The sequence below is a fragment of the Desulfamplus magnetovallimortis genome (assembly GCF_900170035.1).
In the GTDB taxonomy this organism is placed as follows: Bacteria; Desulfobacterota; Desulfobacteria; order Desulfobacterales; family Desulfobacteraceae; genus Desulfamplus; species Desulfamplus magnetovallimortis.
The window spans coordinates 101,479-114,346 of the sequence record NZ_LT828540.1; the positions used below are offsets into that span (position 1 = coordinate 101,479).

10 protein-coding genes are annotated in these 12,868 nt (G+C 42.5%); 6 read left to right on the forward strand and 4 right to left on the reverse strand.

Going from position 1 to position 12,868, the window contains the following annotated elements; all coding sequences use genetic code 11:
• From MTBBW1_RS00465 to MTBBW1_RS00485, 4 genes are all read right to left on the reverse strand, one after another.
• A partial coding sequence (locus MTBBW1_RS00465) for an alpha-amylase family glycosyl hydrolase (RefSeq protein ID WP_245809198.1) occupies positions 1-1,990 on the reverse strand: 1,990 nt, incomplete at its 3' end.
• Between the two features lie 4 nt (positions 1,991-1,994).
• Complete coding sequence (locus tag MTBBW1_RS00470; RefSeq protein ID WP_080797650.1) at positions 1,995-2,330, reverse strand: histidine triad nucleotide-binding protein; 336 nt, start codon at positions 2,328-2,330, stop codon at positions 1,995-1,997.
• Between the two features lie 596 nt (positions 2,331-2,926).
• Positions 2,927-3,661: an SIR2 family NAD-dependent protein deacylase gene (locus tag MTBBW1_RS00480; RefSeq protein ID WP_080797654.1), complete on the reverse strand. Its 735-nt coding sequence runs from the start codon at positions 3,659-3,661 to the stop codon at positions 2,927-2,929.
• A 489-nt stretch (positions 3,662-4,150) separates the two neighbouring features.
• Complete coding sequence (locus tag MTBBW1_RS00485; protein WP_080797656.1) at positions 4,151-4,864, reverse strand: HesA/MoeB/ThiF family protein; 714 nt, start codon at positions 4,862-4,864, stop codon at positions 4,151-4,153.
• Positions 4,865-4,968: 104 nt separating this feature from the next.
• On the opposite strand from MTBBW1_RS00485, the gene MTBBW1_RS00490 reads away from it, so the two are divergent.
• The 6 genes from MTBBW1_RS00490 (at position 4,969) to MTBBW1_RS00515 (ending at position 12,839) form a co-directional block, all read left to right on the forward strand.
• The gene (locus tag MTBBW1_RS00490; protein ID WP_186441000.1) at positions 4,969-6,096 is read left to right on the forward strand and encodes an HDOD domain-containing protein; all 1,128 of its coding nucleotides are present in this window, start codon (positions 4,969-4,971) and stop codon (positions 6,094-6,096) included.
• Positions 6,097-6,565: 469 nt separating this feature from the next.
• Complete coding sequence (locus MTBBW1_RS00495) at positions 6,566-8,020, forward strand: trimethylamine methyltransferase family protein (RefSeq protein ID WP_080797659.1); 1,455 nt, start codon at positions 6,566-6,568, stop codon at positions 8,018-8,020.
• A 53-nt stretch (positions 8,021-8,073) separates the two neighbouring features.
• Positions 8,074-9,618: a histidine ammonia-lyase gene (gene hutH / locus MTBBW1_RS00500; protein WP_080797661.1), complete on the forward strand. Its 1,545-nt coding sequence runs from the start codon at positions 8,074-8,076 to the stop codon at positions 9,616-9,618.
• A 44-nt stretch (positions 9,619-9,662) separates the two neighbouring features.
• Complete coding sequence (gene hutC, locus MTBBW1_RS00505; protein ID WP_245809199.1) at positions 9,663-10,406, forward strand: histidine utilization transcriptional repressor HutC; 744 nt, start codon at positions 9,663-9,665, stop codon at positions 10,404-10,406.
• 30 nt (positions 10,407-10,436) lie between these two features.
• Positions 10,437-10,766, forward strand: coding sequence for a hypothetical protein (locus MTBBW1_RS00510; protein ID WP_222423961.1), 330 nt, complete (start codon positions 10,437-10,439; stop codon positions 10,764-10,766).
• 24 nt (positions 10,767-10,790) lie between these two features.
• Positions 10,791-12,839 (forward strand): urocanate hydratase, encoded by a 2,049-nt coding sequence (locus MTBBW1_RS00515; protein WP_080797666.1) that lies wholly within the window; start codon positions 10,791-10,793, stop codon positions 12,837-12,839.
• Positions 12,840-12,868 lie beyond the last annotated feature (29 nt).

Below are 12,868 nucleotides of genomic sequence, written 5' to 3' on the forward strand. Positions count from 1 at the left end.
CCTGTCCAGGCATCAGGGTCAGGTAGAAAAGAGAGTTTTCCTTGTCAATATCAGGATGGATAGTTATTTTTTTATTATTATCTTCTGTGTTGCCGGTGTAAAGTCCCCAAAGAAGGTCGAAAAAACTGTTGCCGTACAAGTTGAAATCATCTTTATCCCAGAAAACCTTTGCAGGATTTTCACAATCCAGATTAACCAGAATCAGCAATTTTTTTTGCAAATCTTTGTGAACACGTAAAAGAGCAAGTGTTTGGAGCTTTTTGTCATCCTGATTGTTGTTTTTATGGATAAAGGTGATTGTGCTGTTATTGAAAAATACAGGATGATTTCTAAGAAGAAGGTTCAATGTACGAATTTGGCTTACTTGATTTGATGGAGAACCCCAGTTAAGGGAAGGAGATTGATGCACATCAATTTTTTCAGTTGCAAACCACTCCACTCCGGCAGTAAAACCAAATCCCCCTGAAACGGAAAAAAGAGCACAAAGAGCCGTGCGCATCATGGCATATCTGGAAGAGACAGAGGCAAGCCTTGGATTGTCATGGGTCTCTGCAAAATGGATCATCAATCCATATTTTTGGGAAATATCTGTGGATAGAGGCAGGTATTTTTCAATTTCATCTTTCTGATAATTTTGAAAAAGTTCTGAATATGCCCAGTTCATGTTGGCTTTGTTCAAAAGATCACATGTTGCCTGTATGCTGCCCCCAAGTCCTTCCAGAAAAAAAAGGGTGTCAGGAAACTCCCGTCGTACCCTTGCAACAATATATTCCCAGGTAGGAACAGGAATCATGTAGGCAGCGTCGCACCGAAATCCATCCACACCACGACGGCACCACACAAGGAACATTTCTCCCATATACTGCCAAAGATCTTTGCACGAATAATCAAGGCGGGTCAAATCTTCCCATTTGACCCCCCATGCCCCGGGAACTTCAATTTTTCCCTCTTTATCTCTGACAAGCCAGTGGGGATGGCTCTGGTGTATGCCCGATGCCCATCCTGTATGGTTGATTGCAATATCAAGAATAAGATAGCCACAATGGGAGTGAACTTTATCTGCAAGCTCCATGAACTGCTCCATTGGTGTGGCAGAAGTATCAAATATGGCAAGTGCCGGATCCACATCCATGAAATCAAGTGCTGCATAGGGGCTTCCAAAACGCCCCATACGGGCGTAGGTGGTAGGCGTGGGATGAATCGGAAGAAGCTGTAGTACCCTGCATCCAAGTTCAGAAAATACAAAATCAACATGTTGAATAAGATCCCTGAATGTACCGGATGGCGGAATAACTGTGTAGCCAAGGGCATCAAGATTTTCAACCATTTCATTGATATGGCTATTTTTTGAGGAAGTCAGATTTGATGGGGATAGTTTATTACACTTAGCTTCTTTTGGGGAAGAAGGTGGGGAAGGAGATAAGGTGTTGTTGTTCCCACAAGATTCTTTGTGGGAATCTGCATTAGAAGAGATGTTATTGTAATATTGGTTTGATGCATTTTTTTGGGGTGAATCTGCATCAAATAAGATGTTATTGCTCCATTTTGTATTGCCAAACTGTCTTGTAAAAGCATTATATATTATATTGGCGCAGCATGCTCCGGCTGTATCAACATTTATGACGCAGTTTTCACCTTCCGGCCACATTGGCTGCATACAGGAACCAGGCATACAGTGTGAATCCGTTGCAGAATCTGGTTCAAAAAAGCATTTTGCCTGGAAATGGCCTGTTTCAAAAATTGGAAGGGTTATGGAAAAAAGAGTGTTGGAGAGGCGTGTCATCTTTATGTCATGCCACGCCTCATTAAGCTTGATCTCATCCAGCTCAACCCGGTTGATAATCTCCTGCCTTGATATGGATGCCCGTCCAAGATCTGTCCGTATCCAGGCGTTGCCGGCAATATTTTCAGGAACTGTGAGGGTAAAGGTGATGCAATCCCCGCAGAACATCACCATTGATCGTCCGGGTTCAGGATGCTGGATCACCATATTGTTATTTTTTCTCCCATCCGCCTATCAGATGAAGATGAATATGAAAAATCACCTGGCCACCGCCTTTTTCAACATTGAAAAGCAGTTTGTAGCCTGATTCATTCACGCCTTCACTCTTTGCCATCTGTTTTGCCACAAGAAAGAGTCTGCCTAAAAGGTCTGTGTCTCCATCTTGCAGATCATTGATGCTCCGGATGTGTCTTTTGGGAACAATCAAAATATGTACAGGTGCATGGGGGTTGATATCCCTGAATACTACGCAGTCATCATCCTCATAAAGAAATTCAGAAGGGATCTGGCGATTTACAATTTTGCAGAACAGACAATCTTCACTCATTTAATAAACTCCTTTTTTAAATGTTACAATAGATCTTCATAAAAATAATTTTACAGTGGAAATAGATACATTGTTTCCATGTTCGGGGGTGGCTGACTTCCAGCCATGATCGTTTACCATGAAAATGAGGCATCCTTCATATGAACCCAACAGTACTTTACACTTTTTTGTGAGAGATTCCCACCACTCAGAGCTTTCTCTCAGGAAAGTGTAAACTGGAAAATGAAGCATGCCGAAAATGACTATCATTTTTATATTTGGGGGTGATTAATACCTTAAAATCGACACCTATAACATCTTAAGCCTTGTCAATACTGTCTGAATCAGGATTCTCAAGATTAACAAGATAAGGCAGGATTATCTATCCTTAACATCCTATCCATCCTGGTTATCCTGATTCAGACAAATGCAATAACTGCTGATAAAGTAGTAAGATGTCGATTTTGAGTAATACGCAATCATGTCCGTTTAATAGTAGGGTTGGGATCTTTTGATCTATGCAGATTTAGAACTTGTTTCAACTGGCTCAACCCTAAATCTTAGCTTTGACGAAGCACTAACATTCGCACCGATAAAATTATTAATCTGGAATGTTATTATTCAGAATCAATGGCTTCAACAAGCAGTTCCATCATCTCTGTTGCCTTTCCCTGAAGAAATATATCTGTGACACTGCCGGTATAAGATGATTCTGCTATGTTGATTTCAATAATTTTTGCACCATTTCCCTTTGCCATTCGAGGAATCATGTTTGCCGGTGCAACCTCCCCGGTTGAGCCTATGAGTATAAACAGATTCGACCTTTCAGCTTCCCTGAATGCGCTGGTATAGGGATTTTCAGGAATGCCTTCACCAAAAAAAACCGCATCTGGTTTTAAAATCCCCTGACATTTTGTGCATCGGGGAGGAAGTATATCAAGAGAAACCTTTTCAACAGGAATTTTTTTGTTGCACTTAATGCAGACAAGTTTTTTAAGTGAACCGTGGAATTCGTGGACAACTGCACTTCCGGCATCTGTGTGAAGATTGTCAACATTCTGGGTGATAATGCCTTGAAGCATGCCCCTTGCTTCAAGTTCAGCAAGTGCATAATGGGCAGCATTGGGCTTTACATTGCCAAACAGATCATAAAAGATATCACGCATCACTGTCCATGATTGCTGTGGGTTGCTCATAAAATAATTTATGTCAAATGTAGCTGGATCATATCGGTTCCACAGGCCGTTTTCACCCCTGAAGGGCGGAATACCGCTTTCTACGGAGATGCCTGCGCCGGTAAATGCAATTGTTCTTCTGGATGTCCTGATAAGTTTTGCAGCTTCCTCAAACATATTTTCCTCCTCACGAGTGACGCCTATACTAAATTATCTTATTTGATGATCTCGTAAAAAGTCCACAACATCAAGATGGCTATTTATAATTTCAGTGGGTTAAGAGTAAAAAAAATCTCGAAATCGGATTTTTTTATACTCGATGTTCGAGTTTTTTTATGAGTATATTGGTATGATTATTGCTGAAACACTGAATACTCAAGAAAACCTGAAATAAACTGATCAATTTAAACATTTAATCTGTAAAATAATAATGTTTTATGGATTTTTACACTCAAGCTATAAACTTAGATTTTTTTTGATATAAAAATAAAATATGCTTATTTGAATTATAATATCAGGGTCTTACAAGCCAATAGCAAGTTTTATACCATTTATTGAAACTAAAAACTCGAACATCGAGTTTATATGTTCATCTTATTTCAATTCTGGGCTTTCTTTTTTTACAGGTTCATCATTATTTCAATTCTGGGCTTTCTTTGGGTATCACTATTGAAGTGTCATTATATCAAAAGTATTTGTCATAAGATCAGCTATAAAAAGACGATTTCTGAGGGTATTTCCTCTGTTTAAAATCACTTTGAGAGTTTCCGAAGCCTGAATAGAAGCAATAAAAAGGGCACAGTAAGATAGATTTCCAAGAAGGCTTTCAATGCCTTTTTCACTATATCTGGTGTCAGTTGTTTTACCATATATAAGCTCAAAACCGCTGTCATCAGGGTAAATTGTGGTTACCTGTCCCGATGTTCCGGCAATGGCACCGGATACAAGGGGAATTTTTGCCTTTTGGGCTGCTTTCTGAAGCATGAAACGATCATTGATGGAGTCCAGGCAATCCACAACAAGATTATTGCCATTAAGAATTTTATTGCAGTTTTCATGTGTCAGGAAAGTTTCGTATATTGTGACATTGACATCGGAATTAATAGCTTTTACACGTTGAAGTGCAACAGAAGCTTTGGATGCTCCTATTGTGGCCTCTGTGGAAAAAAGCTGCCGGTTAAGGTTGCTTGCTTCAAAGATATCTCCATCAACAAGGGTTAAATATCCAACCCCCACTCTTGCAAGCATCTCTGTTACAGCTCCCCCAAGTCCGCCAAGACCTGCAATGCACACTTTTGCTTTTAAAAGCAAAGATTGCTCTTGTTCAGTTAATGTATTGAAATTACGGCTGTATCGTTCAATTAGTTTGTTTTTTTTCATTTTATTTTTTCTTGTCCACAAAGTACCATGCAAGGTGAACCAGTTTGATATTTCATTTTTGAAAATCAATTGCTATTGAAGTAAATATCATGGATATTGGTTGTATGAAATCAAAAAAAACTGTTACTGATGAGTTAAGAAGTAGTAACCCAGGAGACATTAATATGCCTTATAAAAATATAATGGCTGATATTATAGCACAGGAGATCATTGATTCAGGAATAAAAATTCCCTCCCTGCCTTCTTCTGCTGAACATCTTATGAAAATGGTTCAACAACCAGTTGACAAAATTGATATAATTGAGCTTGAAAAACTGGTTGAAAGAGACCCTGTACTTTTTGCCCAGATTCTGAACCTTGCCAATTCACCATATTATGGCACTGGTATTGAAATAACAGGTCTTCGCACGGCACTGATGCGTATTGGTCTAAGTGAAAGCATCTTTGCACTATATATGTACCTTTTTAAAAGTGCATTGCCACCATTTCCTGATTTAAGTGGATTTTCCGACAAGGAGTTCTGGGAAGAGTCCTGGGCATGTGCAATTGCAAACAGAAGGCTTGGTGACCCAAGGCTTCTTGTTGAATCATTGCCGGGAGAGCTTTACATTTCAGGGTTGCTACAGGGAATAGGCAAATTGATACTTGCTGTTTATGATCCCGCAGCTTTTAATAAATGTATTGCTGTTGCCAGAAAAACCGGAACACCTCTTCATGAGGCTGAATTCAAGATATTTAAAACCACAGGAGGTCTTCTTGCAAGTAAAATTCTTGCTTCATGGCATCTTCCGGAAAAGATATGTGCAGCAGTTGCATATTGGCCATCCCCTGAATTCGCAGACCCTGAATATAGGGAAATAGCAGCTCTTACCCAGTTTGCCTGTTCCATAGTGCGATTATCAGGACTTGTGGAAACCTGCGAAAATACTCCTGGTGTCTCAACAAGTTCAGCTCTTGCCGATCTTTCAAATACTTATCTTCTTAAAAATGGTTCATCTTCGTTTGCAAGTACTGGTAAACAATACAAGATTGTTCAGGAGATTGTATCGTTACTGGAAAATCATTTTGATCTGGTCAACAAAGAGAAGTCAGAAAACAGTCCTGATAAAAATAGAAAAGAAAAAAATATAAAAAATGAAAAGAAACGTTCATTGAAAAGAGAGACTGAAAAACATCATGGTTTCACTGAAAATAGTGATTTTTTTTCATGGGTACGGGCATTTTTCAAGTAGTAGAAAACGGTCATGGCCGGCATTCAGCCACCCCCGAATATGGAAATTTGTATCTATTTCCACGGTAAATAAAAGAACATGGGTTTTAAGTTATCAAGTAATCATTTCTAATTATTCCTCGTCAGTTATAACTCCTCTGGATGGCGATCATAAAGTTGCCTCTTTATATTCTTTACAGGCAGGTAAAAATCGGCTTGACAGCGGAGCTAAAATTCTATACTTGTAAATACAAGTTTATACAACTACCTTTCGTAAGCGATAATTTATCATTTTTTAGTTCTACTTTGTTATCTTCTTATATTGTCTGAATCAGTATAGTCAGGATTCACAGGATAAAAGTTAATTATGCAAATCTTGTTAATCCTGAACATCCTGGGCATCCTGATTCAGACACCAAAAATAGGAAGCTAAGATAAGCTAACAAAGTAGTATTAGTAATACCTCAAGAATACAATTTAGGGGATCAAACATGTACAACCTGTCAAATTTTGAAATTGGATTTGAACCAAAGCTTACCTTTTTAAGCGATGGAGACAAGGAAAAGCTCTATACCTCTGCACTGAAAATTATTGAGGAGACCGGAATGCTGGTTCTCCATGAAGATGCTGTAAAATTGTTGAAAGCGGCAGGAAGTAAAGTTGAGGATAGAAGTGAGGGAGCCTGGGTTAAAATACCTGCAACTCTGGTGGAAAAGGCAAGAGAGACCGTTCCCAACAATATTGCAATGTATGATAGAGAAGGCAACCATGCCATGGATCTTGGAGGACGTCGAGCCTATTTTGGAACCGGCTCTGACCTTATGTGGTCTGTGGACTCCAGAACCATGGAACGCCATCACACAAAACTTGAGGACATCAAAAGGGCAGCAAAGGTGTGCGATGCTCTTCCCAATATTGATTTTATCATGTCCTTTGCTCATCCTCATGATGTAACGCCATCCCGTTCCTATCTTGAAAGTTTTAAAGCCATGTCGGAGAACTGTACCAAACCCATTGTCAATACAGCAGAAGGGAGAAGGGATCTCAAGGCCATGTGGGAAATCTCCAAAGCCCTACGGGGAGGAGAAAAGGAGTTGAGGGAGAAACCCTACTGGATTCAGTACGATGAACCCATAAGCCCCTTAAAACACCCCTTTGACAGCATGGACAAACTTATCTTTTGTGCAGAAACAGGTTCCCCTGTGATTTACTCCCCGGCACCAATTGCTTGTTCAACTGCCCCCATGACAGTTGCAGGCCATACTGTGCAGGGTCTTGCAGAATCGTTTTTTGGTATGGTTGTGCATCAGCTTGCAGCACCAGGAGCACCTTTTCTCATGGGAGTGGGCGCAGCAGTTCTTGACATGGCCACAAGTCAGTGTTCCTACAATGCTCCGGAATATATGATGACTTACATGGCAATGGTGGAGATGAGCAAATGGCTTGATATTCCTAACTGGGGCTATGGCGGAACAAGTGATGCCCAGATTCCTGATATGCAGGCATCCTATGAGGCTGGCCTTGAGGCTTTCATGTCCGTGTTTGCTGGTTCAAACCTTAATCATGATGTGGGATATCTGGATTTTGGACTTAGCGGAAGCCTTGATATGATCGTCATAGTCAATGAAATGATTGATCAGATTCGTCGGATGTACAAAGGTATTCCAGTTAATGATGATACCCTTGCTTTAAATGTTATTCCCGAAGGGGCTTCACAGAATCAGTTTTTGACCCATCCGCATACCTTTAAACATTTGAGGAAGGTACAGTGGAAACCTGAACTTTTTTGTCGTCAAAGCCATGATAAATGGGTGGCGCAGGGCAGAACAACACTTCTGGATCGTGCCCGTGCAAGGCTTGATGAGATTCTTAAAAATCACAGACCCATGCCCATTGCTTCTGAAAAGCAAAAGGCCATTGATAAAATCGTTAGTCAGTTCGATTAAACCTTCATAACGGTTTTTTACGGTAAATTTAAGAAATATCAGGAGTATATAAAATGACAACCATTTTTCTTGATAAAGAGATCATCACCAATGATGATCTTGTGGCAGTGGCACGCCATAATGCTGTTGCTGCTTTCTCTTCCAAAGGTGAGGCCAGGGTGGAGAAGACCAGTGCCCTTATCCGGCGCTGGATAGCTGAAAAAAAGGTGATTTACGGCATAACAACAGGTTTTGGGGCACTTTGCAATGTAACAATACCTGAAGCTGACACCCATCAGCTTCAGGAAAATATTATCATGAGCCATGCAGCAGGTGTTGGAAATCCTCTTCCCGAGGAGGTTGTGCGGGCAATAATGGCTTTGCGTATCCATGATCTTTCCATGGGATATTCCGGATGCCGCATTGATACCATACGCCACATGCTGACTCTTTTAAACAAAGGAGTTAGCCCCATTATCCCTGAAAAAGGTTCTGTGGGTTCCAGTGGAGATCTTGCTCCCACAGCTCATCTTGGGCTTGTGCTGATAGGTCAGGGAGAAGCTATCTACAATGGAGAACGCAGGCCAGGAGGTGAAATTCTCAAAGAGATCTGCCTTGAACCTTTGAGACTGGAAGGGGGGGAAGGGCTTGCTCTTATCAACGGAACACAGGTGATGACTGCAATAGGTGTTCTTGTTGTAAATGATGCTGTACAGCTTTCCAAAACAGCAGACATTGCATGTGCAATGAGCCTTGAGGTACTCATGGGCAGCAACTCTGAATTTGATCCCAGAATTCACCAGGTTCGCCCCCACCCGGGTCAGATTGCAACTGCGGATAATATTCTCAAAATGATTCAGGAGAGTGAACTTATTGATTCCCACAGGGGATGTGCAAGGGTTCAGGATGCCTACACCCTTCGATGTTCTCCCCAGATTCATGGTGCCAGCAAGGATGCTGTTGCCCATGCAAAAAAGGTGATTGATATAGAGATCAACTCCACCACCACCAATCCGCTTATCTTTGCTGATACAGAAGAGATTCGTCTTGGAGGTAATTTCCATGGTCAGCCCGTTGCAATGGCTGCCGACTATCTCTCCATGGGTATTGCAGAGCTTGGAAGTGTATCTGAAAGAAGGATTGAACGCATGGTCAATCCACAGCTAAGTGATCTTCCGGCCTTTCTTGTCAAAAATGGTGGTCTTAATTCCGGCTACATGATTGCCCAGTATGCAGCCGCAGCTCTGGTATCGGAAAATAAGGTGCTTGCCCATCCTGCCTGCGTGGACTCCATCCCCACATCTGCCAACAAGGAGGATCATGTGAGCATGGGCACCATCGGCATTCGCCAGACCCGAGAGATTCTTGGTAATGTTGAAAATGTTGTGGCCATTGAGCTTTTGTGTGCAGCCCAGGCATATGATCTGATAACAGAAACTAAACCCATGAAAGGAGGGCTTGGCACCCGTGTGGCCTATGATGTGATCAGAAGACATGTGCCCTACCTTGAGAAGGACAGGGATCTTTCCAAAGATATTGAAACCATGGTAAAGGTTCTGAAAAGTGGTGAGATTGTTGAAGCGGTTGAAAAGGCTATTGGAAACATTAAAGGAAGCTGAACCTTGAAGCAACAGTACTGACAAAAATAATGGAGTTGATTTATATGTCACTGAAAGCCCCTAAAGCACTTTACGAGCAGGTAAAAGACCATATAATGTCCCGTATCCAGTCCGGAGAGTGGCTACCTGACAGCCGTATCCCCTCTGAAAATCAACTGGTAAAGGAGCTTTCCGTTTCAAGAATGACCGTAAACCGAGCTTTAAGAGAGCTTTCCAACAGCGGTCATCTTGTCAGAATCCAGGGGGTGGGAACCTATGTGGCACAGCCTAAACCCCTTACAGCGCTTTTTGAAATTACCAGCATTGACGAGGAGATCCGGAGCAGGGGAGGAGTTCATACCTGTAAGGTGCATCTTCTTCAGGAGGAGGAGGCTAATCCTGAGCTTGCCGCAGCCATGGAAATTATGCCTGGAACTCCGGTCTATCATTCAATTATTGTGCATCAAAATTGTGGAAAACCTGTTATGCTTGCAGATCGCTATGTAAACCCGTTGTCTGCCCCTGATTATCTGAAGCAGGATTTTACCCTTATCACACCATCTAATTATCTTTTGAATGTTGCACCTGTAACTGATGTTGAGCACATTGTGGAGGCAGTAGTGCCGGACGCAATGACACGGCAGCTACTCAACATTTCATCCAGTGAGCCTTGTCTGGTGCTGCACCGACAGACCTGGGATGATCAGCGGGTGGTAACCCACAGCCGAATGACATATCCTGGTTCCACCTATCGTATTGGTGGAAGATTTAAACCATTGTCTAATGGGTATAACAACAAGATAAAATAACAATAAGATAAATAATGTTAAGGAATAGTAATGATGAAACAATCTATATGGATAAGTTTTGACCTTGGAGTCAGAGGGGATTATGAAGGTTTGTATCAGTGGCTTGATTCAAAAGGGGCGATTGAGTGCGGAGATAATTTTGCATTTTTCAAATATGAAAGTTCAGGAGATATCATTGAAAACCTGAAAAACGAGATTGAAGAGAGCATTGAAATAAATAAAAAAACCCGCATATACATAATATACCGCAATGGTGTGGACGCAAAAATGAAGGGCAGATTTATCTTCGGTACAAGGAAAGCAGCTCCATGGACAGGCTACGCAGAGCATCAGGAGTTCATTGAGGAAGAAGAAGGTTGATTAATCAAAGGAGATTTAGATATAATGAATATAATTAATAATTTTAATAGTAGTGATGTAGCACAGTCCATGAAAATCCGCCTTGATGATGAACTTCCTGAACCTAAAGCATTCAGGGAGGGCATTCGACGTGCACCGGACAGGGGGTTTAGGTTAACGGAAAGCCAGACTCGTACCGCCTTGAAGAATGCCTTGCGTTACATTCCGGAACAGCATCATGCCGCTCTAATACCGGAATTTCTGGAGGAACTCAAAACCCGTGGCCGCATTTACGGATATCGCTTCAGACCCAACGGTGCCGTTAAGGCAAAAGCCATTGATGAGTATAAGGGAAATTGCCAAGCCGGCAGGGCATTTCAGTTGATGATGGACAATAACCTTGATTTTGATGTGGCTCTTTACCCTTACGAGCTTGTGACCTATGGCGAGACCGGCAGTGTCTGCCAGAACTGGATGCAGTATTGCCTTATCAAAAAATATCTTGAAGTTATGACAGAATATCAGACCCTTGTTATGCAGTCCGGCCACCCTTTGGGGCTTTTCAGATCATCTCCTGACAACCCGAGGGTCATTATCACCAATGGTCTTATGGTGGGGCTTTATGACAATCCGGATGACTGGGAGGTTGCCGCACAGATGGGGGTCTCGTCCTATGGCCAGATGACAGCCGGCGGCTGGATGTACATAGGCCCCCAGGGCATTGTTCACGGCACCTACAACACCCTTCTCAATGCCGGTAGAAAAATGTGCGGTGTGCCAGAAGACGGTGATCTTGCAGGACTTCTTTTTGTTTCATCAGGGCTTGGCGGTATGAGTGGCGCCCAGCCCAAGGCAGCAATGATTGCCGGTGCTGTCTCCATAACAGCCGAGGTTGATCTATCCCGCATTCTTACCCGACATGAGCAGGGATGGGTGGATCTTGTCTCCTCTGATCTGGACGAAATCGTCTCCCTTGCGTCAAAAGCCATTGATGAAAAAGCACCCACATCCATTGCCTACCATGGTAATATTGTGGATCTTCTGGAGTATCTAATTATAAATGGATCTAAAAAGGGGCTAAAGGTTGATCTTCTTTCTGATCAGACCTCATGCCATGTTGTATATGATGGCGGATACTGTCCCCAGGGAATCACCTTTGAGGAGCGCACACGTCTTTTGGCAGAGGATCGTTCGACCTTTAAAAAACTTGTGGACAAGAGCCTTCGTCGTCACTATGAACTGATTCAAGAGATTTCACAGCAGGGCACATTCTTTTTTGATTATGGCAATGCCTTTTTAAAGGCCGTGTTTGATGCCGGTGTCACTGAAGTTGTCAAAAATGGCGTGGATGCCAAGGATGGTTTTCTCTTTCCATCCTATTTTGAAGATATCATGGGGCCAATTTTTGATTATGGATACGGCCCTTTTCGCTGGGTTTGCCTGAGTGGAAAGCCCGAAGATCTGAAAAAGACAGATGAGGCTGCCATGTCGTGCATCAATCCTGATCGCAGGCCCGAAGATCGTGACAACTATATCTGGATACGTGATGCCGATGCAAACAAGCTTGTTGTGGGAAGTCAGGCAAGAATTTTGTATCAGGATGCGGGGGGCAGGGTAGCAATTGCACTTAAATTCAATGATATGGTTAGAAATGGAGAAGTTGGGCCCATAATGCTTGGGCGGGATCATCATGATCCAGGTGGTACTGATTCGCCTTTCAGGGAGACCGCAAATATCAAGGACGGCAGCAATGTGTGTGCAGATATGGCAACCCACTGTTTTGCCGGAAATGCCGCACGGGGCATGTCCCTTGTGGCGCTTCATAACGGTGGCGGTACAGGTATTGGCAAGGCAATCAATGGTGGCTTTGGCCTGGTGCTGGACGGCAGTGAAAGAGTGGATGAGATCATAAAATCAGCCATGTCATGGGATGTAATGGGAGGCGTTGCCCGTCGCAACTGGGCAGGAAATCCCAATGCAGTTGAAGTTGCCATTGCCTACAATCGGAATAATGAAAACGGGGATCAGGTTACCATTCCCTTTGTTGCAGATGATAAACTTGTTGGCCGGGCAGTGGAAGATATTTTTAAATAACGGCCAGGCAGACACTTCTGCGACAACGA

Bases quoted from the DNA above. Each gene is read 5' to 3' on its own strand.
- hutH (WP_080797661.1), top strand. From the start codon at position 8,074: ATGACAACCATTTTTCTTGATAAAGAGATCATCACCAATGATGATCTT.
- MTBBW1_RS00510 (WP_222423961.1), top strand. From the start codon at position 10,437: ATGATGAAACAATCTATATGGATAAGTTTTGACCTTGGAGTCAGAGGG.
- MTBBW1_RS00480 (WP_080797654.1), bottom strand. From the start codon at position 3,661: ATGTTTGAGGAAGCTGCAAAACTTATCAGGACATCCAGAAGAACAATT.
- MTBBW1_RS00515 (WP_080797666.1), top strand. From the start codon at position 10,791: ATGAATATAATTAATAATTTTAATAGTAGTGATGTAGCACAGTCCATG.
- MTBBW1_RS00485 (WP_080797656.1), bottom strand. From the start codon at position 4,864: ATGAAAAAAAACAAACTAATTGAACGATACAGCCGTAATTTCAATACA.
- MTBBW1_RS00495 (WP_080797659.1), top strand. From the start codon at position 6,566: ATGTACAACCTGTCAAATTTTGAAATTGGATTTGAACCAAAGCTTACC.
- hutC (WP_245809199.1), top strand. From the start codon at position 9,663: ATGTCACTGAAAGCCCCTAAAGCACTTTACGAGCAGGTAAAAGACCAT.
- MTBBW1_RS00490 (WP_186441000.1), top strand. From the start codon at position 4,969: ATGAAATCAAAAAAAACTGTTACTGATGAGTTAAGAAGTAGTAACCCA.
- MTBBW1_RS00470 (WP_080797650.1), bottom strand. From the start codon at position 2,330: ATGAGTGAAGATTGTCTGTTCTGCAAAATTGTAAATCGCCAGATCCCT.